The sequence below is a fragment of the Staphylococcus shinii genome, from assembly GCF_017583065.1.
Lineage (GTDB): Bacteria > Bacillota > Bacilli > Staphylococcales > Staphylococcaceae > Staphylococcus > Staphylococcus shinii.
The window spans coordinates 635,590-660,057 of sequence record NZ_JAGEVL010000001.1; the positions used below are offsets into that span (position 1 = coordinate 635,590).

Sequence of the window (24,468 nt, forward strand, 5' to 3'; positions counted from 1 at the left end):
AAGCGCTATTGTAAACTCATTTATTCTACTTATTTCAATTATTTCATTTTAACTATTAATTTGTGAGCGATTTAATTGGTTCAAATGTTTTCCTGTGTTCAGGTATGATACCAAATTGTTTAATACCATCTAAATGTTGCTGAGTGCCATAACCAGCGTTTTTTTCGAAACCGTATCCAGGATATTTCTCGGCTAATTCACGCATATATTTATCTCTATGTTCCTTCGCTAACACGCTTGCTGCAGCAATTGATACACTTCTGGCATCTCCTTTAATTAACGATGTTTGTGGGATATCTGTGTCTAGAGTCATCGCATCCACAAGTAAGTGTGTTGGGCGTATTGATAAAGCTTCAATCGCTCTTAACATTGCTATTTTTGTAGCCTCATAAATATTAAAACGATCTATCTCTTCCACTGTTGCATAACCATATGCGTATGCAAGGACATCGTTTAATAGTTGTTCCTCAATACCTTGTCTTTGCTTTGCAGACAATTTCTTTGAGTCATTTAAACCTGTAAAATGGTGATTTTCATTTAAAATCACTGCACAGGTTACAACTGGTCCAGCCAACGGGCCACGCCCAACTTCATCGATACCGCAAATAAGCGCATTGTTATTTTGTGCTAACAATGCGGCTTCAAACTCTGACATTTCCTCATAATTTTTTAGTAATAACTGCTCTTTTTTTAATTGCTTACGCCTTTGCGTAATAGCGTTTTGCACGCCTTTACGTTCATCCCCCATAAACATGTGTGCATTAAGCTCGTCTAAAGATTGTATTGTTTGTAACGTTTTTTTTACTTCTTCAATCGTTTGTTTCATATATGTCTACACGTCCATTTCATTGATGATATCAAACGTGTACGTACCAACTTTGGCATTTCTAACTTCATGAATAATCAGATCGATTACCGCTTCATAATCTATTTCATTACCTCGACGCAACAAACCACGTCTACGTCCAATAGCATCAAACCATTCTATATTCTCTGCATCTATAGAGACATCAATTTTATAGTGTTGTTTTAATCCTTCATAATCATGTGCTTTCATGAAATCTAAAGCGTAAATAGCTACTTCATCTAAATGAACGATGCTATCTTTTATTGCTCCAGTAACACTTAGTTTCTTTCCAACAAGTTGATCTTCGAATTTGGGCCATAAAATTCCTGGAGTATCTAACAATTGTAATGAATTCCCTACCTTTATCCATTGTTGTTGTTTAGTTACACCCGGCGTATTACCTGTTTTGGCAATAGATTTATTAGCTAATTTATTGATTAACGTTGATTTCCCTACATTAGGTATGCCGACAATCATAGCTCTAATCGCTCTAGGCTTTAACCCTTTTTGTTTTTCTTTTTCAAATTTTTCTTTGGTAGCTTTAATAGCAGTTTGTTCTACTTGTTTTAATCCTTTACCATGTTTCGCGTCAATTGCCACAGGGTAATAACCTTTATCTTTAAAAAATGATTCCCACTTTTCTAATTCTTTTAAGTTTGCCATATCTTTCTTATTTAAAATAACTACACGTGGTTTTTGTTGTATCACTTCGTCAATCATCGGGTTTCTAGAACTATACGGAATTCTGGCGTCTACTAATTCAAATACGACATCGACTTTTTTTAATTGTTCTGATACTTCTCTTTTTGCTTTAGCCATGTGGCCTGGATACCATTGTATTACCATATCAATATCACCTTTCTATTATTACTAATTTCAAATTTTTATTAAATTAAATATATAATCATACTTGCACGTTGCTTTGACTTTAAAATCATAACACGCTATATAGTGCTTGATAAACAAAATAATGGCAAGGCTTATTTAACACCTTCAATTTTACACCATTATTTAATATATAAACACTGATGTTTCGTAATTGGCCTTTAGATATATGTTAATTAGTTAATGTTTTATTTATATCTTATTTTTTGAGAAAATTAAGATATATATCCTAAAAAGATTAATTTCACATAATATATAGTCTTTTTAAACTAAATTTGCAAAAAATCGTTACAATAGAATTATATTGAATACATATATAGGAGATTACCTATGAAACGTAAATTATTGTACCTCTGTTTATTTATTATATTGGCAATTATTGGTCATAGTTATGTTATTTATAGATACATTTATGATGGTGTGTTGTTTACTGGTCCTAATGATGGGATTGAACAGATGATCCCAATTCAAATGTACTTGTTTGATAATTGGAGTAAGGGGAATTGGTTTTACGCATCTGATTTTGGTTTAGGTGGAGATTTTTTCACTGATTTAAGCTACTATTTTTCCACTAACATTATTTTTATTTTCAATGTAGTGGTCATTGTACTACTTAAAACCTTTATTCCTTTGACCACCTCAGATGTGATGTTTTGGACGACGAATGCCTTGATTATATCAATCATTAAATCAGCTATTGCCATGCTAGGAACATTTATATTTGTGCGTTATATTTCATTTAATCGCAATATTGCTATACTTGCCGCCTTTATTTTTGTTGTATCCCCGCTTTACTTTAGATTCACAGTCTACTGGTCATTTTTTAGCGACATATTTATATGGTTACCGTTATTGTTATGGTCTATAGAACGTTTTCTCAAAAGCGGAAAAATAGGTTGGTTTATCCTAATTGTGGCTATTTCACTTATTAATAATTTTTATTTTGCATATTATCAATTATTAACCGGTATTTTATATTTATCAGTTAGGGTCTTATTCCGACACAAAAATGATTTAGTTCCTAGATTCAAAGCGTTTTGGTCATTAGCTTTAACATCTTTTGTTGCATTAGGCTGTAGTTTGTTTGTTTTTTTCCATGCTGTACAAGGTTTCATTAACAATAGACGTACACCTTTTGATAGTAAAGTAGATTTATTTGAACATTTCAACCAAAATACTAATATTTTTTATGATAACTATTTAATTGTTTTATCTTTTATTACTTTACAAGCGTTATTATCGTTCAAATTATATAAACACTACTATTTTAAATTATTTGCCTTATTAACCTTTATTTCTATTGTTGCAAGTTTCATTCCATTTATTGATCAAATATTTAATGGATTTTCGGCGCCTCAAAAAAGATGGCATTATCTTATTTCATTAAACGCTGCTGTTTTAATTAGTTTCTATATCAAATATTTCCGAACACTATCACTAAAAAATTATGTCTTTTCTTCTATTGTTGCATTAAGTTATCTATTTATCAGTGCATGGTACTATAGTGACTTTGTATCTTGGTTATGGTTTACACCTATTGTAAGTACGATTGGTTTCCTTATACTTTTAGTCAATCATGCCAAATCACGCGTTAAGCTAACATATTTATTCATTATTTCTATTATGATTCTCAATTTACTAATTTCATTTGTCTTTATCCGTAATCAAATTTACTTCGAAGATCATGTTGAGCGTGCTAATAAAGATTATATTAATGCTAGTCTATTTAATACTCCGCTCCAACGACAATTAGTGTCACAAATGACGCATCATAAATCCGAGGATGAACGTATTGATTGGCGTGTTAATGAACAAGATAATACACCTATGTATCAGCATTTCAAAGGTATAAGTATCTATTCAAGCATTTTTGACCATAATATTTTAGATTACTACTATGATGCGCTAAAAATTAATATGCAAGAAGAATCAGTCAGTAGATATCAATCCACAAATGCGCGTCAAAATATTAACAGCTTATTTTCAGTCCAATTTTTAATGCTTAAAGATTACCAAAATAACGTACCTGCTTTTTTCAAAAAAGTAAAAACAGAAGGACAATATCAAATTTATGAAAATACATTGAACCTTCCATCTGTACGTGTAACAAATCGGGTTTATGATTCAAACGCTATTAATACACCTATTGATAGAGAACACGCCATGATTGATGGCGTAGTAGTCAATGGTAAAGGACAAAAATATACCGATACTGCCCAAAATTTATTAAATCAGACTCAAATATCTTATAAAAATATTAAACAGATGAACGGACAACATATACATCTTAATAACGATAACAGTCGAATCCAATTACACATCCCAGAACATCTAAGAGAACGTTTTAGTGATTTTTATTTAACTTTAAAAGTAAAACGCGGTTATCCGGACAGTAATTTTACTGTGAATATAAATGACTATGCAAATCATCGTTTATTTAATAATTCTACATATCGAACAGGCGTAGATACACAACTTTACAAAACACAACCAGATGCACAAGGCAATATAAATATCAACCTTAGTCCATCTGGAAATTATCAATTAGACATTAAAAGTTTACATGGTGAAAATTATCAAAAATTACAAGGGGCCCATGGCTCAAAAACTAATATAGGTCATTATCGCAATATTAAAAACGGTGTTAAAGTCAACTTATCTTCACATCAAAATGGAATCGCTTCTATTAATATTCCGTATCGTGATGGCATGACTGCCTATATTGATGGTAAAAAGGTAAAACCATTTAAAGTGAATTATATGATGACTGGTGTTTCTGTAAACAAAGACACACGTCAAATAATGATTAAATATCGTCCTAAATATTGGTATACCATGATAATTATTTCCTCCATATTTATATTATCTACAATTACATGGTTAATTCGTAAAAAAATAAAAAATAAATAAATCATTATATAAAAGGAGTTTGTTAGAGATGAGGTATAACCATGTTTCGTAAGATTTGGTCCAATAAAACAACAAGATTGCTTTGTATCATTACTATGGGTGTTTTTGTCGCTCTTCTTACATTCGCCCCATATATTTATCGCTACTTAATCCATGGGGTTGTTTTTAGCGGATCGGGTGATGGTTACAGGCAAATGATGCCTTTTCAAATGTACTTATATGAACATTTTAGTCAATTTAAAAGTACATATGACCACTCATTTGGGCTTGGAGGAGATTTTGTAAAAGATTTATCTTATTACTATTCAACTTCACCATTTACATATATTAATTTTATATTTGTGTGGGTATCGGAAACGATATTTAATAGTAATCCTAGTCAAATTACATTTTGGGCCAGCAACCAGTTAATCGTTGCCGTTATTAAAGGTGTAGCAACTTTTGTTATAACTTTTTATTTCTTTAAATATTTAAATTTTAAAAGTTATACAATATTTTTGGCTGCATTACTCTACGGTGCATCTACAACAGTTATATACTTTAATTTTACGTGGTCATACTACGGGGATTTACTTATTTTTCTCCCCTTGTCACTGTTAGGTATTGAACGTTTTTATAGAGAGAAAAAATTAGGCCTATTTATTTTTGCAATTGCATTAACCCTTTTCTCAAATTTTTACTTTAGTTACTATGAAGCGATTGCGATATTAGCTTATGTAATTTATCGTTTTATATTTCCACATCCAAGAGATATCGTTTCACGTAAGCAGCAGTTATGGATAATACCTGTTTCAGTCATATTAAGCACGTTAATTGGTGTTTGGGGATTTTATACTGGTGTATCTTCATTTCTCAATAATGATAGAGTAAGCAATCCGCATTTTAGTATAAACATCCTTACAGACTTTGCTCGCCAAAAAAACTTTTTTAGCAACGGCTTTTACATTACCGTATCAATGATTGCCATCATCGCTTTATTATCTTTTAAACTTTACAAGCACTATTACTATAGATTTTTTGCAATTGCAACATGGATTATGTTAATAGGTTCATTAACGCCTTATTTCGATAGTATGTTTAATGGATTTTCTACACCAGAGCGCAGATGGGTTTATATTTTTGCATTAACAACGTCAGGGCTGATTGCATTATTTATTCAGCATCTTGCAGAGTTAAGTTTAAAATCTTATGTCATTTCTTGTGTACCTGTTTTAGTAATTATGGGGATTATGGCACTTATTGTGACTGACCAAAAAATATCATGGATGCTTATATGCTTAATACTTATGCTTTTTATAGCATTCATATTATTTAAGAAAGATTTATTGCAACAACGCTGGGTCATATTTGTCATCTTATGCTTGTTTATTGTGCAGCAAGCATTTATATTATCTAACAATCACTTTAATAATGTTAAAAACTATGAATCTACTGTTTCAGCTATGCATGAGGCTGACTACAAAAGTCCTGCATTAGCTAAAAAAATAGATACAATCAATCAACAACATGATGACGACCCTTTAAATAGAATTGATTACATGTCACAATACGGTTTGAATTCACCGATGCTCTATCATTTTGATGGCACTGCCTTATATTCAAGCATATTTGATGGTGACATTTTAAAATATTATGATAAAACATTACAAATTAATATGCATACTGATAAAAATAGCACTTATCGTTTATTATCTAATCGCGCTAATTTAATGGCTTTATGGAATATACAAGATCGCATACGGCGTCCAAATGATTTAAATATTCCCTATGGATTTAAACACAAAAGCACTGTTGACCATTCTAAAGAAGAATCATTTTTACATTCTACAAATCAAATAGCTTACCCAAGTGCACATATCACGGATAAAGTTTTTGATTCCAAAGACCTTAAATCGCCATTAGATAGAGAACAAGCCATGTTACAAGGTGTTGTATTGAATGATAGTAGCACTTCATCCAATCAAACATTCAAAGCCAATAAAAATTTATTAACAGAAGCGACGTCAACATTAACCGACGCTCACAGAAATGAAGGCAACCATTTAATTGTTTCTAAAGACAACGGCGGCATAAGTTATCATTTACCTAAATCTATTGCTGATAAGTATGAAGATATGTATATTGAGATGGATGTAGAGTTACTCTCACCTGATAAAGCTCATGAAGTTCGTGTTAACGAGTACAGCCAACAACGCAATGAATTGACTTACAAGTATAGACGGTTTGTTACACCAGTAACCATGCGTGTTAAAGCAAATAAAGATTTAAATATCCAATTATCTAAAGGAAATTATCGATTTAATATCAAAGGTATTTATGGAGAAGATTATCAAACTTTACGTAACGCAACAAAATCTTTAAATCCAGTAAAAGTATCTCAAGAACGTACAGGCTATACAGTAACTAAAAGTAAAGAAGATAAAGGGTACATTGTGCTCCCTATGGCTTATCGTAATGGCATGAAAGCTTATTCGGGCAAACAAGAATTACCTGTCAAACAGGGTAACGGTATTATGACAGTAATTTCTACTGAAAAAGGTCAAGAAAAGATTACTTTAAAATATAAACCACCACACGCCCTACCCTTAATAACGTTATCTGTTTTCGGTGTAATTTTTAGTATTATCTTTTTATGGTGGTTAAGAAATAAGTCCAAAGATAACATAAGTAAATAGAAAATATCATTAAAATGTGTCAATATACTTAAGAAGAAATTCACCTTGGTATACCTATATTCAAATAACGCTCATTTACCTCGCTATACTAGACACAGCTTTAATGTGTATTATGGGCTATTTGGAGCTATTTGGAGCTATTTAGAGGTTTCAGGGCATAAGACATTTAGTAGTTTGATTTGAGCTTTGTATGCTCTTTGTATGTTGTGCTATGTATTCATTAAGCACAATCAAAATCATTAGGTACTTATACTTATCCTTAATTCTCAAAACGTTAACTATCCCTCTTTAAACAAACGAATTTCATCTACAATATCTAGCCATACCTTTTTATTATATTAGTAAACAAAAAAGCGATCCTCATAAAGAGGACCGCTTTTTTATGCTTATTATGCTGATTAACGAATTTCTTTAATTCTAGCAGCTTTACCACGTAATTCACGTAGGTAATATAATTTAGCACGACGAACTTTACCACGACGTGAAACTTCAATTTTTTCGATTTTTGGTGTGTGTAATGGGAATGTACGTTCCACACCTACACCAGAAGAAATCTTACGTACAGTGAAAGTTTCTGAAATACCTCCACCACGGCGTTTGATTACTACACCTTCGAATACTTGGATACGTTCACGTGTACCTTCAATAATACGTACGTGCACTTTTAAAGTGTCACCTGGACGGAATGAAGGTAAGTCTGTGCGTAATTGCGATTGAGTTACTGCTTCGATTAATTTGTGATTACTCATTATTTTTCTCTCCTTCAACCTATGTTCTTGCCTCGACAAAATATAGCAGCGGATCATAGTGATTTTCGTGTGTCGCACACTTAAAATATGTTAGCACATAGTTAGTCTTTTTTCAATTGCTTTTTATATCTTTCTATAATCTCTTTGTCTTCTTGTGACATAGTGACGTTATTTAAAAGATCTGGTCGCTTCGTCCAAGTTCTGATAATTTTCTGTTCATGACGCCACTTTTCTATATTTGCATGATTACCTGACAACAATACATCTGGCACGCCCATCCCTTTATATTCACGAGGTCTTGTATATTGAGGGAATTCTAGCAAACCATCTTGAAATGAATCATCTTCATGTGATTGTTGGTTACCTAATACACCAGGTAGTAACCTAACAATTGCATCCGTCATTACCATTGCTGGTAGTTCTCCACCAGTCAATACATAATCTCCCATGGAAATCTCATCGGTCACTAAGTTTTCGCGAATTCTTTCATCATAACCTTCATAATGACCACAAATAAAAACGATATGTTCTGCTTGGCTAAGTTCATTAGCAATTGCTTGATTAAATGGACGTCCCTGAGGACACATTAATATTACCCTTGTATCAGCTGTCTTATCGATACTATCCATTGCATTAAATATAGGCTCTGGCTTTAATACCATCCCTTGCCCACCACCAAAAGGATAATCATCTACTTGGTTATGTTTATTTTCTGCAAAATGCCTAAAATCTACTGTATTGACTTCTAACATATCTTTTTCTTGAGCACGTTTCAAAATAGAATGATTTAACACGCCATTAAACATATCTGGAAATAAAGTTAAATAATCAATCTTCATTAATCTAGCAATCCTTCCATTGGGGAGATTTTAATAAGTCTACCTTCGACATCAATCTCTTTAACAACATCTGCAATATAAGGTATTAAATATTCTTTATCTCCTTTAACCACCCAAACATCATTGGCACCTGTTTCAAAAATTTCTATCACGCGACCAATTGGAGTATCTTCTTCATCAAAGACCGTACAACCAATAATGTCTGAATAATAAAATTCATGTTCTCCTAATTCTATTTCTTCATGATCACGTTCTTGAACTAACGTTTCTCCTTTTAAATGTTCAATATCATTAATGTTATTGATTCCTTCAAATGTTAACATATGAAGTCCTTTATGCATTCTATAAGACGAAATCGTAAATGTTATTGATTCTTTATCTTTACGTTCTATCTCAACGATTTCACCCGGTTGAAAACGTATATCAGTAAAATCTGAATTAGATTTCACCTTCACTTCACCTTTTATTCCATGTGTATTTACAATCTTGCCTACTTCAACTTTCATATATGTTCCTCCATAATAATTTGGCTATTTCATTTAATTTTGATTATGTATATGCGTTATTTTATTAGCTTATTATAACATGTAACCTCGATTTCTGTGTTTCATTACATTTAAAAAATGAAGGTTCCATGACATGTGCTATTTTTATATTTCCTTAACTATATTTAATATTTCTCAATAAAAAAAGAGTACCTATTAAGGTACTCTTACAAATATACAGAGTGTATATTAGGTTAAAAATTATTTTTGATCATCAAATTTTTTCAAGATACCTTCTCTTGATAAAATGTTGTGAACTGTATCAGTTGGTTTCGCACCATCTTTTAACCATTTAAGTGCTAATTCTTCGTCAATTTTAACTTCTGGTGCATTTACATTGTTAGGGTTGTAAGTACCGATTTGTTCGATATTACGACCGTCACGTGGTGCACGAGCATCAGCTGCTACGATACGATAGAATGGATTTCTTTTTGAACCTAAACGTGTTAAACGTAATTTAACTGCCATTTATATTCGCTCCTTTAATTTTCATAGTTTTTATTTTCTACAAGAAATAATAATAACAGTAATAATCAACTTTGTAAAGAGTTTCTTCTTTACCAATTTCAATATTACGCAAATTTCGTTTCTTAGCTTAAATTATGGTCATTTAAGAATATTAAATCAACCTAAACTTGACATTATTCACTAAAAAATATACATTGAAATTAAATTAAATAATAAATGCACTAGGGGTGTTTCTAACTGAGATGAGTCTAACTCAAACCCTTTGAACCTGATCTAGTTTAAACTAGCGGAGGAAAGTGTGAAGTTTAGCATATTTCAAAAGTTTTTTGAAACAATTTCATACATATGTTGATATTTCTAATACACAACTTTCTTTCAGAAGGGTTGTGTATTTTTTTATTGAAAAATTAAGGAGTGTGTATAATGAACAAAACCGTAATAGTAACTGGAAGCAGCCGTGGATTAGGTGCAACTATCGTAAAAACGTTAGCTCAAAAAGGACATAACGTTGTCATAAACTATCATAATAGTGAAGATGCTGCACAAAGGCTTGTTGATGAGATTGGAACTCGACAAGCAATCGCTATACAAGCAGATGTGACAAAACGAAATGAAATTGACAGCTTAGTTAATGAAGCTACACAATATTTTGGCCAAGTTGATGTTGTAATTAATAATGCACTAGTTGGGTTTAAATTTGATCCTGTTCAACAAAAAGCATTTGCAGATCTTTCGTGGGATGATTACCAGCAACAAATTGACGGTACATTAAAAGCTGCTTTCAACGTGTGTCAAAGTGTTATACCTCAATTCATTCAAAGACAAAAAGGTAATATTATCTCAATTGGCACGAATTTATTCCAAAACCCAGTCGTCCCTTATCATGAATATACAACCGCTAAAGCTGGATTAATTGGCTTTTCACGTAATTTAGCTGCTGAATTAGGACAATATGGTATCACATCAAATGTAGTATCAGGTGGTTTGTTAAAAACTACCGATGCAAGCGCAACTACAACAACTGAAGTCTTTGATTTAATTGCTCAAACAACACCTATTAAAAAGGTCACTGCACCACAAGATGTTGCTAATATGGTTGCATATCTCGTGTCAGACCAATCAAACGGCATTACAGGTCAGAATTTCACAGTCGATGGTGGCTTAACAATGAATTAATAAGGAGGATTAAATTATTTTATGACACAAACACAACATCTAAACATCGGCGTACTCATCTATGGATGCGGCCATCACCAAGCCGCGTGGCGTATGCCCGATTCAAGCGTTGAACGTATTGGTGATATTACATATTATCAATCATTAGCAAAAATCGCAGAACAAGGCTTGTTTGATGCTATATTTTTTGCTGACAATCAATCGTTTCCAGCTAATTCTAAAAGTGATATGCCTGCATTTTGGTTTGATCCTTTAGTGAATTTAGCTGCGATATCACAAGTTACTGAACATGTCGGTCTAGTAGCTACTATATCTAGTACATTTGCCAACCCTTTTACAGCTGCTAGACAATTACTGAGTATTGACCATATTAGTCAAGGTCGTGCTGGTTGGAACTTAGTAACGTCAATGACAGATTTGGAAGCTGCAAACCATAGTATGGATCATTTACCTGAACACGAAGAACGCTATAAAAAAGCAGATGAATTCGCTCAAGTGATGAATCGATTACTTGAATCTTGGAGTGTCGATAACTTTCTGCATAATAAAGAAGATAATAGTTTAATTAACGAATCTGCAATCAGCCCTATCAATCATCAAGGAGCGTATTTTAACGTTCAAGGACCTTTAACAACACCAAGCAGCCCTCAAGGAAAACCGATTGCTATGCAAGCCGGTGCTTCAAATCCTGGTATTGCACTAGCAACTAAATACGCAGATGCAGTATATGCTGTAGCTTGGAATTTTAATCAAGCTTATGCTTTTAAAAAGAAATTAAATCAAAAATTAAAACAACAAGAAAAGTCTGAAAATAGTTTGAAAGTATTCCCTGGATTAGTAACGTATGTTGGACAATCGTATGAAGAAGCTTACGCAAAAAAGCAACAACTCGATGAATCTTTAGAAGTTGATACAGCTTTAAATCAATTAGAGTTTTTTATCCAACAAGATTGCCATAATTGGGAATTGGATGAACTTGTACCACCTTTACCACCCGTCGAATCTTTTAACGGACCTAAAGGGCGCTATCAAACTGTGTTAGAAATTATTAAAGATAAAAATCCAACATTGCGAGAATTATTAGGTTATTTAAGTGCAGGTGGTGGGCATTTAACACTTATTGGGACGCCAAAAGATATTGTGGATGAAATGGAACATTGGTTTAATGAAGGTGTTGCAGATGGTTTTAACTTAATGCCTCCAGTATTTCCAGATAGTTTACAAGATTTCGTCGATGATATTGTACCTGAATTACAAAAGCGTGGTTTATACCGAACTGAATATGAAGGTAAAACATTTAGGGAAAATATCGGTATTCATTAATAATTATTTATCGGTGTCTTATCCTCAAAAAACGTTTTTATAAGCAAAATCGCCGTAATCACAGGAGTTCCATACCATCGACAAAGCCTCAGACTTTATTGGCAATTTTTGTACACGCTTTCCGCGGGCGTTGCCTTATCCTGTAGCTTCGGCTATTAATATTCCCACAGGACTCGGACCAAATCACTGCCAATATTATACTAAAAAGATTATAATATATAAATTAAACAGTGTTGATATTTATTATGTTGAATAAATCAATTGATAAAAGAGCCAACTTTGGTCTGTAAGATTCCTGCTATTTTAAAAATAACTATACAAATATAAATAAACAAAGCATAAGTGACAATTCACCTATGCTTTGTCTACGTTCTAAAACCAGTAAAAAAGTAGTAATCCACGCTTTCGATGTGGATTACTACTTTTTAAACTATTGTTAGATTAATCTTTTTAAGAAGCCTATTTTAAAATGGTAAGTTCATACCATTCATCATATTTTCCATTTGCTTACGTTTACCTTTTTTACCTTTTCCGCCACCGGAAAATTGTTTCATCATTTTCTTCATATCATTAAATTGTTTCATTAACCTATTTATTTCTTGAACTGAACGTCCAGAACCTTTAGCGATACGTTTTTTACGAGAAACATTTAATGTCTCAGGTTCATTACGTTCACTCGGTGTCATAGACTGAATAATTGCCTTAATATGATCGATTTGTTTTTCGTCCATATTCAATTTATCCATGCCTTTCATCTTGTTCATGCCTGGTATCATTTTCATAATATCATCAAGCGGTCCTAGATTTTTAACTTGATCTAATTGTTCTAAGAAGTCTTCTAATGTGAAAGATGAAGTACGCATTTTTTTCTCTAAATCTTTCGCTTTATCTTCATCAACATCTTGTTGTGCTTTTTCAATTAAACTTAAGACATCGCCCATTCCAAGGATACGAGAAGCCATACGTTCAGGGTGAAATGGCTCTAGACCATCGAGTTTTTCACTCATACCTACAAATTTAATTGGTTTTTGAGTAACAGATCTAATGGATAATGCAGCACCACCACGAGTATCTCCATCTAGTTTTGTCAATGTGACGCCTGAAACGTCAAGCTGGTCATCGAATGATTGTGCTACATTGACAGCATCTTGACCCGTCATTGCATCAACAACAAGCATAATTTCATTTGGTTTTGTAATTTCTTTGACGTCTGTCAATTCTTCCATTAAGGCTTCATCGACATGTAAACGGCCTGCAGTATCAATAATTACAAAATCTAAATGTTCTTCTTTAGCATGATTAATAGCATTCTCAACTATTTGTTGTGGTTTTACTTGATCGCCTTCACTGTATACAGGTATATCAATTTGTTTACCTACAGTTTGTAATTGATCAATTGCAGCTGGACGGTATATATCTGCTGCAACAAGCATTGGTTTTTTATTATATTTTTTACGCATTAGTAGTGCTAATTTACCAGCAGTTGTTGTTTTACCTGCACCTTGTAAACCAACCATCATTACTACTGTTGGTGGCTTATTAGCCATTGTAATGGTTGCATTTTCCCCGCCCATTAATTGAGTCAGTTCTTCTTGCACTATTTTAATTACTTGTTGCCCAGGTGTTAATGATTTCATTACATCTGAACCTAGTGCTCTATCTGATACAGTTTTGATAAAATCCTTAACGACTTTAAAGTTAACGTCTGCTTCTAATAATGCTAATCTAACTTCACGCATCATTAATTTAATATCAGCTTCAGTGACTTTACCTTTACCACGGATTTTTTGCATCGTTCCTTGCAAACGATCGGACAATCCTTCAAATGCCATATCAAATACCTCCTTTATGTTCTCTAATCTAAATCTTCTAGTGCTTGAATATATTGTTGTATTTTTTCTGGATCATTAACATGCTGTTTAATTTGTTCATATAATTTTTGTCTTTGTTCAAAATTACGGTATAAACCTAATTTCGTTTCATAATCTTCTACTAAATCGCCAGTTCTTCTTATGTTATCATACACTGCTTGTCGACTCACATCAAATGTATCAGCTATCTCACTCAAAGAATAGTCCTGCAAATAGAATAATTCTAGATAATTCCTTTGCTTCTGAGTGAGTAACGCTTGATAAAAGTCAAACAAATAATTCATACGAATCGTTTTAATTAAATCATTTTGAGTCATCTGACTGACCTTCAGTTTCTTCTATGTTTTCATTTGGTGCTTCATTTTCATCTACATTTTGTTCAATCATATCAGCAAATAATCCATAAACATAACTTTCCGGATTGAATGGTTGTAAATCATCTAATTTTTCACCTAAACCTACATATTTCACTGGTATGTGTAATTCATTACGTATCGCTAACACAATACCACCTTTAGCAGTACCATCTAGTTTCGTAAGTACAATACCCGTCACATTAGTAACTTCTTTAAATGATTTCGCTTGTGATAACGCGTTTTGACCTGTAGTTGCATCTAAGCACAGTAATACTTCATGAGGCGCTTCGGGAACAGCGCGGCCTATAACACGTTTGACTTTTTCTAATTCGTTCATTAAATTAGATTTGTTTTGTAAACGTCCTGCAGTATCACAAATAAGAATGTCTACATCCTTACTTTTCGCAGCATTAATTGCATCATACATTACTGCAGCTGGGTCTGAGCCTTCACTTTGACTCATTACTTCAACTCCGACGCGTTCTCCCCAAACTTTAAGTTGTTGAATCGCCCCTGCTCTAAATGTATCTCCTGCGGCTAACATTACTTTCTTACCTTCTGCTTGGTAACGGTGGGCTAATTTACCAATTGTTGTTGTTTTACCAACACCATTAACACCTACCATTAATATGACATTAAGACCTTCATTTTCTATATTCATCACTTCTGAATTATCATCATTTTGGTGATAAATTTCTACTATTTTTTCTACAATAACTTCACGCAAATCTTCTGTTTCTGAAATATTACGACGTTGCGCTTCTTCACGCAATTCTTCAACTAATTGCATTACCGTGTTAAATCCAACGTCAGCTGTAATAAGCATTTCTTCTAGAGCTTCGAAAAATTCTTCATCCACTTTACGATAACGCGCAATTAAATTGTTAAGTTGGGCTTGGAAGTTTTCACGAGATTTTTCTAATCCTGCTCTGAATTTCGCACCTAATTGCTGTGCTTCGATTTCTTCAAAGTCTTCTATAGATATTAGGCCATCATCATCAAAATCTGCTTCTTTTAATTTTTTTGGCTTTTTAGCTGGTTGTTCATCTTGAGGCTCATCTATTTCCTTTTGAGAGTCCTCAGATAATTGTTCTAAATCTTCTTGTTGCTTTGGTTCTTCTGAGGTACTGGAAAATTTATCCTTTAATCGTTTGAAAAAGCTCATGCTTGTTCCTCCTTAATAACTTCATCAATCGTATTTAAATTAACACTCACTAATTTGGATACACCAGATTCTTGCATTGTTACACCATATAATCGGTCTGAAAATTCCATCGTCCCTTTACGGTGAGTAATCACAATAAATTGTGTTTGGTCTGATAAAGCTTTAAGATATTGTGCATATCTAATAACATTTGCTTCGTCCAATGCAGCTTCTACTTCATCTAATATAACAAATGGTGCTGACCTTACTTTTAATATTGCAAATAATAGAGCAATTGCACTTAGTGCACGTTCTCCACCACTTAATAAAGATAAGTGTTGCAGTTTTTTGCCTGGAGGTTGAACAATAATATCTACCCCTGCAGATAGGTAATCATCATCTGTTAAACGTAGTTCTGCTTGCCCACCACCAAAAAGTGATTTAAACACTTCAGCAAAATGACCTTGAACAGCATGGAAAGTTTCTTTAAAGCGATCTTTTACTTCTTGATCCATTTCTTCTATAAGTTGTTCTAATGTTGCTTTAGCTGCCCTTAAATCAGCACGCTGCTCATCTAAAAATGTATAACGTGTGTTGACTTCCTCAAATTGTTCAATCGCATTTAAATTAACATGTCCTAATTCTTCAATAGACATTTTTGTTAACTTAACTTTTTTACGTAACGCTTCAATGTCATCATTTAATTCATATAACTCGCTAGCACGTTCATACGTCATATGATAAGTATCATTTAAGTGGTTAATTGCATAATTAATTAGTACATCTAAACGTGATTGCTCCGCTTTAATATCTTGGTAGCGATTTTCGATAGATAAAATGTCTTGATTTGCTTCTTGTAACATTTGATCTGTTTCTTCAATTTTATCATTTAATTCTAGTCTACGCGATTTCACTTCTTCAATTTCTTGTGCTAATTGGGCTTTAGCTTCTTTACTTTGCTCAATATTACTTTGAATTGTCTCAAAAGCTTTTTCACCAGTCATTTCATCTGAGTTAAATAACTTAATTTGGTCATCTAATTTTTCTTGTTGACTGACAACCGTCGAGAGTTGTTTAGTAATTCTTGTGAAGGTTTGCTTTTGTGCACTCAGTCTTTCTTTCACTACTGCTAAATCTGACTGCTTTTGGTGTAATTGTTGCTGGATTTGAGTGGTACTTTCTTTACCTTCTTTAGATAATTTTGTATAAAGATCAATATCTTCTTCTAATTTTTGTAATTGCGCTTTAATCTCAGCCAATTTTTGCTTTTTATCATTTAAGGTTTGTTTACTCGTTTCACTTTGATACCCGTCATTTTTTTCGAATTCAAATTCTTCATGTTCATCTTTTAGGTGTGCTTCATTTTTACGTAGTCTATCCAACTCTAATTCATAATCGTGCACTTTTTGTTTCGCAGAATTATAAATTTGACTTGTTTCGAAATAGCTCTCGCTAATACGGTCCGTATTTTCTTTAATTTCTTGGAATTGTTTCTCAAATTGAACTGTTTGCTTTTGATAATCTGCTAATTGTGCGCGCATTCTAGCAAGTTCATCTTTTTGTGCTAAAATACTTTTCGATTTACGATCACCGCCACCGGTCATAGAGCCCCCAGGGTTAACTATATCACCATCTAACGTAACAATACGTGTGCGGTATTTTATTTTTCGAGCAAGTTCATTAGCATTTTTTAATTCATCGACAATAATTGTATTACCTAATAAATTTTGTACTACGTTTTGATAATCCGCTTCAACTTGAATTGCTCGTGATGCGATATTAACAAAACCTTCCGTATCTTGGGCTATTGCCAATATATCATTAGCAATTTGACGTGGTTGAATAACATTTAACGGTAAGAATGTTGCTCTACCTAAACCGTGTTGTTTAAGGTATTGGATCGCTTGTCGTCCTTCTTTTTCAGATTCAACAATAACGTGTTGTAAAGAAGCACCTAACGCCGTTTCAATGGCTTTAGTTAAATCTGAAGGTACTTGGATAACTTCTGCTACCGCGCCACGAATTCCTGTTAACTGATTATGTTGTGCTTTCAATATATGTTTAACTCCGTTAAAGAAATAACTATATTCTTCTTGTTGTGTCGCAGCACTATCTATACGAGATTTAAGCTTTTCATTAAAACGATAAGCCTGATGTAGTTTCTCTTCATATTCACTACGTTGTTGTTTGAGTTCTGTTAATTTGCGTTCATATTCATTAAGCTGTTGCTCTGCTTTTTTTAATTCTTTCCGTGCCTTTGTACTATTTTTTTCAGCTTCGTTGATGTCGTGTTGGATTTGTTTCAATTGTTCAAAAGCTTCTACTAATCTTGAATCTAAGCGTGATTGTTTAGATTCGTTTTCTTGTATTGTGTGCTCTAAAAAGCGTATATCATTATTTACATCTGATTGTTCAGACATCAATTGATAATATTCGTCTTTAATTGCCTCTAACTTTTCATCATGTTGATCATCTGATACATAAAGTTGAGATTCAAAATATTGTATTTTTTCGTTTAATTCTTTTTGTTGTGATTTAAGCCGATCTATCTCTGTTTGTGCTGCAGATTTTTCTTGTTTTAATGTAGCAGTTTGATTCACAAGGCTCTCTTGTTCTTCTTCAAACCGTGCGTTTGTTTTAGATTGATTCTTTTTACGTTCTTCTAACACGTTTAATTGACCCGTGTATTTTTCAACTTCTTCTGTAGCTTTTACGAGTTGGTAATTTAAAGCTTCGATACGCTCATCCAACTGTTGTCTTTCAGCTTTAAACCTATTTAGTGATTGTGTATGTTGTACTTTTTCACCATCTTTTGTTGATTGCTGACTTTTTAAATAATTTAACTTTTCGTCAAGTTCATGAATATTATTATTATACTGTTCAATATCATGGACTGTTACTAGTACATCGCTTTTTTCCATTTCCTTTGAAAGGTGCTTATACTCTTTGGCAATTGCTGCCTCTTCTCTTAACGGTTCAACACGACCTTCTAAGTCATATAAGATGTCTTCTACTCGTGAAAGATTATCTTCAGTTTGATCTAATTTTTGTACTGAAGTCGCTTTCCTCTTTTTATATTTCAACACGCCCGCAGACTCTTCTAAAATTTGTCTTCTATCGATAGGTTTAGCATTTAATATTTCATCTACACGGCCTTGTGAAATGATACTAAACGCTTCTTTACCTAAACCTGAATCTAAAAATAAGTCCAGAATATCTTTTAATCTTGCCTTATCATTGTTTAGGTAATATTCACTTTCGCCATTTCTATATAAACGACGAGTCACTGTTAACTCAGAAGCTTCTACTTGTAATTTACCTGCACTATTATCTAGCTTTAATTTTACTTCTGCATAATTCTGAGCTTTACGATGTTCTGCACCTGAAAAAATGATATCTTCCATTTTTGCCCCACGTAAAGATTTAGCTGACTGCTCACCTAATACCCATTTTATTGCGTCAGTGATATTACTTTTTCCACTACCGTTTGGTCCAACTATCGCTGTTACGCCTTCATCAAACTGAACGTTTGTATGCTCGGCAAAAGATTTAAAACCAAAGGCATCTATAGATTTTAAATAAACCATGCTATTCTCCTTCAAGATGCTTCCTGTCTTGTAACATTACAGAAACACTTTTACATTAACCTTTAAATTAATACTTTTCTTAATAAATACCATTACTTGGATTTAATTCTATCAATGTGCTACTTATAGTAAAACGCATTTATTACGTTTGATTATTTTTTAATTTTTTGTATGCTAGTTCAGCAGCTTTTTGCTCTGATTCTTTTTTAGTTTTTCCTTTTCCTTCTGCTACAGCTTTATCTTCTAAAATAACTTCTGAAGTAAACAATCGATGGTGTGCTGGTCCTTCTTCATTGATGAGTCGGTAAGTTACATCACCTTGGTTCTGTCTGTGTACAAACTCTTGAAATTGTGTTTTAAAGTCTACGACGCCATCTAATTCATCATCTTCCACATAAGGGAATATAATCTTTTCAGAGAATTTCCAAACTGACTCTAGACCTTGATCTAAATATAGTGCACCTACAAACGCTTCAAAGGCGTCGGAAACTAGTGAGGGACGCGTTCTGCCCCCTGTTTTTTCTTCGCCTTTTCCTAATAAAATTAATTCATTCAATTGAATTTTTTTCGCAAATATTACAAGTGATGGCTCACATACAATTGTTGCACGCATTTTTGTTAAATTACCTTCAGGCAATTCTGGATATTTATCAAATAAATAGCGTGAAACCGTCAATTCTAATACCGCATCTCCTAAAAATTCTAATCTTTCGTTATGATCTAAGCGATCCATATTAAAATCATTTATAAAACTAGAATGCGAAAATGCCTGTTGATATAAATCAACTTGATTAAAATTCAAATCTAATTCCTGCATTTTTTGGGCAAACTTTTTTTGGAATGCTTTAACCATTTCTTTCTTTTTATGATTGGTCAATCTCTTTCCTCCTCAGATAAAAACAGCTATGTGCTAAAAATACTGTACACGCTTTTATTCTACGTGAAAGTTCAATAAAACTAAAGAAAAAACTATTTGTCATATACAAGTTTATTAGGCTTTACAACTAGCATGTAACCAATTCATGTTAATATTTGTTAAAACAATCTATGCTTTAATTATAGATGTTTTTCAAACAAAAAAATCTGAGCCGTGTTTACTACGACTCAGATATTTGCTTATTATTTTTGAATACTATTGATAAAGTTAACCGCGTCACCAACTGTGTTGATTTTTTCAGCTTCTTCATCTGGAATTTCAGTACCAAATTCGTCTTCTAATTCCATTACTAATTCAGCGATATCTAGTGAGTCAGCGCCTAAATCATCTTTAAAAGATGCATCTTTAGTAACTTTTTCAGCGTCAACACCTAAACGGTCAACAATGATATCTTTTACTTTGTCGAAGTTTTCCACGTCGATTCACCTCCTTTTAAAAGTCTACTTATAGACTTTTATATTTTCCCATTTTATCAATTGAAATACAAGTAGTAATTCATAGTATTACTCTAGAAATACTAACGACATGTTTAAATGTACAATAGCTTGCAAACAATTGAATTGTCCATTTGTTACATATACATGCCACCATTGACATGAATTGTTTGTCCTGTAATATATTTAGCTTTTTCAGAAGCTAAAAATGCTACAGTATGAGCAATATCCGAATCTTCACCAAATTCAGCTAATGGGATTTGTTCTAACATTTGTGCTTTAAGTTCGTCACTTAAAGCATCTGTCATATCAGAAACGATAAATCCAGGTGCAACAGCGTTAACAGTAATGTGTCTAGATGCTAATTCTTTTGCAGCTGACTTAGTTAATCCAATAACACCTGCTTTTGTGGCAACATAGTTTGCTTGTCCCGGGTTTCCAACCGCGCCAACAACACTTGATAAATTGATGATAGAGCCGCCTTTTTGTCTTAACATTTGCGGTGTTACTTTCTGAATACAATTAAAGACACCTTTTAAGTTGGTATCAATTACGTCATCCCATTCTTGCTCTTTCATTCTCATTAATAAATTATCGCGTGTAATACCTGCGTTATTAACAAGTACATCTACTGAGCCAAATTGACTGACAACTTCTTTGATCATCGCTTTGACTTCATCACCATTTGCTACATTCGCTTGAATAGCAAAACTTTCTACACCTTTAGCCTTGATTTCTTCTACAACGGCATCGGCCTTTTCTTTATTACCAGCATAATTTACCACAACATTATAACCTTCTTCGGCTAATTGGATAGCAATACTACGCCCAATACCTCTTGAAGCTCCTGTTACTAACGCACTTTTAGTCATTTTCATTCCAACCTTTCACATCTTCTAGTGTTTGAATTGAAGTTACTTTTACATTTCTATTAATTTTCTTAATTAAACCTGATAGTACTTTGCCAGGACCTATTTCAATAAAGTGATCTACACCTTGATCAATTAACCACTGTGTTGAATCTATAAATTGAACAGGTGAATATAATTGTTCTATCATATTTGCTTTAATTATTTTTGCATCTGTTTCACCTTTGGCATGTACATTTTGTACCACAGGATACTGAGCATCTTGCCACTCGAACTGATCAATAAATGATGCAAAATCATCTTTGATTACTTGCATCATAGATGAATGGAATGGTCCCGATACTGCCAACGGTAACACACGCTTAGCACCTAACGATTTACCTTCAGCCACTAACTGATCAATTACATTTTTATGGCCTGAGACAACGATTTGTCCTGGTGAATTAATATTTGCCGGTTCAATAATAGCCTCTTCAGTTGAGAGTTGTTTACATATTGCATCAACTTCCTCATAATCCAAACCTAATACAGCTGCCATACTACCTACACCATTTGGGAAAGCTTCGGCCATTAGTTGACCACGTTTTCTTACAATTTTAACTGCATCTTCAAATTTCAACACACTACTAGCAACTAAACTCGCATATTCACCTAAGCTATGTCCCATTGTATAGTCTGCATTTAAATCATTAAGCGCATTTAATAACGCGATGCTATGTGTTAATAATGCAGGTTGTGTATTCTCAGTTTGTCCAAGTTTTTCTTCACTATCTGTAAACATTGTTTCTAAGATATCGAAGTCTAAAGCTTGTTGTGCTTGGTTAAGAATTGATGTTGCTACTTCGTCATGTTCATATAAATCGTTTGCCATACCGACTTTTTGTGAACCTTGGCCTGGAAATATTATCGCTGTTTTACTCATCTTGTGTCCCCACCGTTTCTTTCATAGTTTCAACAATCTTTTGTTCACCGGCAATTTTCGCCTGACGAATGGCTGAATAAAAAGCCTTAGTACTCGAACTACCATGCGCTTTTACAACTGTGCCATTTAATCCTAGTAATACAGACCCTCCATACTCAGCGTAATCCATTTTCGTCATTAACCCTTTTAAATCTTTTTTCAAAATTAATGCTGCCATTTTATTTTTTAAGCTGCTTAAAAGTGTAGTTTTGAACATTTTGCCCATTGCTTTAGCTACACCTTCTAAATTTTTTAAAATCATATTACCAGTATAACCATCAGTCACTACCACATCTGAAGCATCATTCATTAATCCTTTAGCTTCAACATTACCTGTAAAGTGGAAATCATTTTGTGTTTCCATTAAATGATAAGCTTTTTTAGTCAATGTATTACCTTTCGCAGCTTCAGTTCCAATATTTAATAAACTTACAGAAGGTTGTGAGATACCTCTGATTTTTTGTGCATAAATATTACCAAGTTGGGCATATTGTAATAAATGTTCTGCTTTCGCTTCAGCGTTTGCACCAACATCCATAAATACAAAACCTTTACCCGAAACTGTTGGTAACGTCACAACTAATGCTGGACGTTCTACACCTTTGATGCGACCGACTATAAACAACCCAGCTGACATTAGAGCCCCTGTATTTCCAGCTGAAACACATCCATCTGCTTCTCCAGATTTTACTGCTTCCGCCATACGAACCATTGAGCTATCTTTTTTGCGCTTTATTGCTCGAACTGGTTCGTCATGCATAGTTATAGACTCTGTACAATGACGTACTTCTACGCGATCGTGTTTTAGAGTACATTTTGACTTATCACCAAATAAAATGATTTCTAAGTCTTCAAATTTGTTAACCGCCATTTCAACAGCTTCCAAAACGATTTTAGGTGCGTCATCTCCACCCATCATGTCAATCGCTAATTTAACCATTTTGTTCATCCTCACTTGTATAATACATTTTAAATGTTCCTTTAAAAACAACCGTATCTTTAACGTACGATTCGACTTTTATAATATAAAATTTATTTGTAATTTCAATGGTTTGCGCATTAGCGCGCACCGTTTCGTTTAATTTTACTGGTTTGGTAAACACAACATTACTTTCACTTGTTAATACGACTGGTTTATGTATAAGTGCTACACATAAAGAGTTTGCTTGAGCAAATAGAACATGTCCTCTTGCAATTTTATTTTTTGTAAAAACAGAATCTTCATCAATATTAATAATTGAACTGGCATATTGATCAGGCTCTACATTGATTACGTCACCTATGATTTCATTGCCTTCAATAGAACGAATACTTTCATAGTTTTTCCTAGCTACAGATTTAATTCGTGTTCTTAACTCAGGAATATCTAAGTGAGTACGATCCAACCGTATTGTTTGGATGCTTACTGAAAACAAAGTACTTAAATCAAAATCTGTAATAAACGGATTTTTAGCTATCTCTTTTTTTATTGCATCACGCCGTTCTTGTTTTTTTAATTTCATCGCATTCAAACTCCCATGTTTTTAGTACCAAGTCTTAAACACTCCTAACATATCATAACACTTTCCTTTTCAATTGCTCAACAAAAAACATACGTAAGTTCTAATTTAATAACTTTTAAGTAAATATATTTTGTAATACGTAGAATAAAGTGATTTTCAACTTTTAAATAATAAGATTCGACCCTAAAATGAATCCGCTGAAATTTTGTTTACTCATGTCGGTTTGAATTATGAAAAACACGTAATATTTAACATCATTATTTAAATATGTATATATAATAATTTTAAACAGAAATTATATAATCCAAATAAATAATTATTTTTGCTAATTCCTATTGAATTAATTATCAATTATCCGTATAATCTTAAATAATTTGAAATTTAAAAAAT

General features: G+C 33.0%; 20 protein-coding genes and 1 riboswitch. Of the genes, 4 read left to right on the forward strand and 16 right to left on the reverse strand.

Annotated elements, in window-relative coordinates; translation table 11 throughout:
• Positions 1–55 precede the first annotated feature (55 nt).
• Both J5E45_RS03005 and ylqF read right to left on the reverse strand, forming a co-directional pair.
• The gene (locus J5E45_RS03005) at positions 56–826 is read right to left on the reverse strand and encodes a ribonuclease HII (RefSeq protein WP_101094241.1); all 771 of its coding nucleotides are present in this window, start codon (positions 824–826) and stop codon (positions 56–58) included.
• 6 nt (positions 827–832) lie between these two features.
• A complete protein-coding gene (gene ylqF, locus J5E45_RS03010; protein ID WP_039066774.1) occupies positions 833–1,693 on the reverse strand; it encodes a ribosome biogenesis GTPase YlqF in 861 nt (286 codons plus the stop codon).
• A 369-nt stretch (positions 1,694–2,062) separates the two neighbouring features.
• Here ylqF and J5E45_RS03015 point away from each other — a divergent pair, with 369 nt between their 5' ends.
• Together J5E45_RS03015 and J5E45_RS03020 are read left to right on the forward strand one after the other, a co-directional pair.
• A complete protein-coding gene (locus tag J5E45_RS03015) occupies positions 2,063–4,642 on the forward strand; it encodes a YfhO family protein (protein WP_208181562.1) in 2,580 nt (859 codons plus the stop codon).
• Between the two features lie 41 nt (positions 4,643–4,683).
• Complete coding sequence (locus tag J5E45_RS03020) at positions 4,684–7,317, forward strand: YfhO family protein (RefSeq protein ID WP_208181563.1); 2,634 nt, start codon at positions 4,684–4,686, stop codon at positions 7,315–7,317.
• Between the two features lie 398 nt (positions 7,318–7,715).
• Here J5E45_RS03020 and rplS read toward each other — a convergent pair whose 3' ends face one another.
• From rplS to rpsP, 4 genes are all read right to left on the reverse strand, one after another.
• Positions 7,716–8,066 carry a 50S ribosomal protein L19 gene (rplS, locus tag J5E45_RS03025; protein WP_011303276.1) on the reverse strand — a complete coding sequence of 117 codons (351 nt, stop codon included), beginning with the start codon at positions 8,064–8,066 and terminating at the stop codon, positions 7,716–7,718.
• Between the two features lie 101 nt (positions 8,067–8,167).
• The gene (trmD, locus tag J5E45_RS03030) at positions 8,168–8,905 is read right to left on the reverse strand and encodes a tRNA (guanosine(37)-N1)-methyltransferase TrmD (RefSeq protein WP_101094245.1); all 738 of its coding nucleotides are present in this window, start codon (positions 8,903–8,905) and stop codon (positions 8,168–8,170) included.
• Positions 8,905–9,411 (reverse strand): ribosome maturation factor RimM, encoded by a 507-nt coding sequence (gene rimM, locus J5E45_RS03035; protein ID WP_039066781.1) that lies wholly within the window; start codon positions 9,409–9,411, stop codon positions 8,905–8,907. The genes trmD and rimM overlap by 1 nt, the downstream gene beginning before the upstream one ends.
• A gap of 240 nt (positions 9,412–9,651) precedes the next feature.
• On the reverse strand, positions 9,652–9,918 hold the full coding sequence (rpsP, locus tag J5E45_RS03040) for a 30S ribosomal protein S16 (RefSeq protein ID WP_029377488.1): 267 nt from the start codon (positions 9,916–9,918) through the stop codon (positions 9,652–9,654).
• 213 nt (positions 9,919–10,131) lie between these two features.
• Positions 10,132–10,230: riboswitch (TPP riboswitch) on the forward strand.
• 111 nt (positions 10,231–10,341) lie between these two features.
• On the opposite strand from rpsP, the gene J5E45_RS03045 reads away from it, so the two are divergent.
• On the forward strand, positions 10,342–11,094 hold the full coding sequence (locus J5E45_RS03045) for a 3-oxoacyl-ACP reductase (protein WP_039066784.1): 753 nt from the start codon (positions 10,342–10,344) through the stop codon (positions 11,092–11,094).
• Between the two features lie 21 nt (positions 11,095–11,115).
• Entirely contained in the window at positions 11,116–12,417 is a 1,302-nt protein-coding gene (locus J5E45_RS03050) for an LLM class flavin-dependent oxidoreductase (RefSeq protein WP_208181564.1), read from the forward strand.
• A 464-nt stretch (positions 12,418–12,881) separates the two neighbouring features.
• Here the strand turns inward: J5E45_RS03050 and ffh are convergent, their stop codons facing one another.
• The 10 genes from ffh to fapR form a co-directional block, all read right to left on the reverse strand.
• On the reverse strand, positions 12,882–14,249 hold the full coding sequence (gene ffh / locus J5E45_RS03055) for a signal recognition particle protein (RefSeq protein WP_039066787.1): 1,368 nt from the start codon (positions 14,247–14,249) through the stop codon (positions 12,882–12,884).
• A 23-nt stretch (positions 14,250–14,272) separates the two neighbouring features.
• Positions 14,273–14,605, reverse strand: a complete 333-nt coding sequence (locus J5E45_RS03060; RefSeq protein WP_039066788.1) for a putative DNA-binding protein — start codon at positions 14,603–14,605, stop codon at positions 14,273–14,275.
• On the reverse strand, positions 14,592–15,809 hold the full coding sequence (gene ftsY / locus J5E45_RS03065; RefSeq protein WP_039066789.1) for a signal recognition particle-docking protein FtsY: 1,218 nt from the start codon (positions 15,807–15,809) through the stop codon (positions 14,592–14,594). Before ftsY ends, J5E45_RS03060 begins: the two co-directional genes overlap by 14 nt.
• Positions 15,806–19,375 (reverse strand): chromosome segregation protein SMC, encoded by a 3,570-nt coding sequence (gene smc, locus J5E45_RS03070; RefSeq protein ID WP_069793412.1) that lies wholly within the window; start codon positions 19,373–19,375, stop codon positions 15,806–15,808. Before smc ends, ftsY begins: the two co-directional genes overlap by 4 nt.
• A 142-nt stretch (positions 19,376–19,517) precedes the next feature.
• Positions 19,518–20,228: a ribonuclease III gene (rnc, locus tag J5E45_RS03075; RefSeq protein WP_369966987.1), complete on the reverse strand. Its 711-nt coding sequence runs from the start codon at positions 20,226–20,228 to the stop codon at positions 19,518–19,520.
• A gap of 266 nt (positions 20,229–20,494) precedes the next feature.
• The gene (locus tag J5E45_RS03080) at positions 20,495–20,728 is read right to left on the reverse strand and encodes an acyl carrier protein (protein WP_017724267.1); all 234 of its coding nucleotides are present in this window, start codon (positions 20,726–20,728) and stop codon (positions 20,495–20,497) included.
• A 155-nt stretch (positions 20,729–20,883) separates the two neighbouring features.
• The gene (gene fabG / locus J5E45_RS03085) at positions 20,884–21,618 is read right to left on the reverse strand and encodes a 3-oxoacyl-[acyl-carrier-protein] reductase (protein WP_029377498.1); all 735 of its coding nucleotides are present in this window, start codon (positions 21,616–21,618) and stop codon (positions 20,884–20,886) included.
• Positions 21,611–22,537, reverse strand: coding sequence for an ACP S-malonyltransferase (gene fabD, locus J5E45_RS03090; RefSeq protein ID WP_039066792.1), 927 nt, complete (start codon positions 22,535–22,537; stop codon positions 21,611–21,613). Before fabD ends, fabG begins: the two co-directional genes overlap by 8 nt.
• Positions 22,530–23,516 carry a phosphate acyltransferase PlsX gene (gene plsX / locus J5E45_RS03095; RefSeq protein WP_208181565.1) on the reverse strand — a complete coding sequence of 329 codons (987 nt, stop codon included), beginning with the start codon at positions 23,514–23,516 and terminating at the stop codon, positions 22,530–22,532. Before plsX ends, fabD begins: the two co-directional genes overlap by 8 nt.
• Entirely contained in the window at positions 23,509–24,078 is a 570-nt protein-coding gene (gene fapR, locus J5E45_RS03100) for a transcription factor FapR (RefSeq protein WP_069793409.1), read from the reverse strand. The genes plsX and fapR overlap by 8 nt, the downstream gene beginning before the upstream one ends.
• Positions 24,079–24,468 lie beyond the last annotated feature (390 nt).

What these genes read in the sequence shown, in the direction of transcription:
- ffh (WP_039066787.1), bottom strand. Translation starts at nt 14,249, where the DNA reads ATGGCATTTGAAGGATTGTCCGATCGTTTGCAAGGAACGATGCAAAAA.
- trmD (WP_101094245.1), bottom strand. Translation starts at nt 8,905, where the DNA reads ATGAAGATTGATTATTTAACTTTATTTCCAGATATGTTTAATGGCGTG.
- rnc (WP_369966987.1), bottom strand. Translation starts at nt 20,228, where the DNA reads ATGGTTAAAGCATTCCAAAAAAAGTTTGCCCAAAAAATGCAGGAATTA.
- smc (WP_069793412.1), bottom strand. Translation starts at nt 19,375, where the DNA reads ATGGTTTATTTAAAATCTATAGATGCCTTTGGTTTTAAATCTTTTGCC.
- ylqF (WP_039066774.1), bottom strand. Translation starts at nt 1,693, where the DNA reads ATGGTAATACAATGGTATCCAGGCCACATGGCTAAAGCAAAAAGAGAA.
- J5E45_RS03020 (WP_208181563.1), top strand. Translation starts at nt 4,684, where the DNA reads ATGTTTCGTAAGATTTGGTCCAATAAAACAACAAGATTGCTTTGTATC.
- J5E45_RS03045 (WP_039066784.1), top strand. Translation starts at nt 10,342, where the DNA reads ATGAACAAAACCGTAATAGTAACTGGAAGCAGCCGTGGATTAGGTGCA.
- fabG (WP_029377498.1), bottom strand. Translation starts at nt 21,618, where the DNA reads ATGACTAAAAGTGCGTTAGTAACAGGAGCTTCAAGAGGTATTGGGCGT.
- rpsP (WP_029377488.1), bottom strand. Translation starts at nt 9,918, where the DNA reads ATGGCAGTTAAATTACGTTTAACACGTTTAGGTTCAAAAAGAAATCCA.
- ftsY (WP_039066789.1), bottom strand. Translation starts at nt 15,809, where the DNA reads ATGAGCTTTTTCAAACGATTAAAGGATAAATTTTCCAGTACCTCAGAA.
- fabD (WP_039066792.1), bottom strand. Translation starts at nt 22,537, where the DNA reads ATGAGTAAAACAGCGATAATATTTCCAGGCCAAGGTTCACAAAAAGTC.
- plsX (WP_208181565.1), bottom strand. Translation starts at nt 23,516, where the DNA reads ATGGTTAAATTAGCGATTGACATGATGGGTGGAGATGACGCACCTAAA.
- rplS (WP_011303276.1), bottom strand. Translation starts at nt 8,066, where the DNA reads ATGAGTAATCACAAATTAATCGAAGCAGTAACTCAATCGCAATTACGC.
- J5E45_RS03015 (WP_208181562.1), top strand. Translation starts at nt 2,063, where the DNA reads ATGAAACGTAAATTATTGTACCTCTGTTTATTTATTATATTGGCAATT.
- rimM (WP_039066781.1), bottom strand. Translation starts at nt 9,411, where the DNA reads ATGAAAGTTGAAGTAGGCAAGATTGTAAATACACATGGAATAAAAGGT.
- J5E45_RS03060 (WP_039066788.1), bottom strand. Translation starts at nt 14,605, where the DNA reads ATGACTCAAAATGATTTAATTAAAACGATTCGTATGAATTATTTGTTT.
- J5E45_RS03050 (WP_208181564.1), top strand. Translation starts at nt 11,116, where the DNA reads ATGACACAAACACAACATCTAAACATCGGCGTACTCATCTATGGATGC.
- fapR (WP_069793409.1), bottom strand. Translation starts at nt 24,078, where the DNA reads ATGAAATTAAAAAAACAAGAACGGCGTGATGCAATAAAAAAAGAGATA.
- J5E45_RS03005 (WP_101094241.1), bottom strand. Translation starts at nt 826, where the DNA reads ATGAAACAAACGATTGAAGAAGTAAAAAAAACGTTACAAACAATACAA.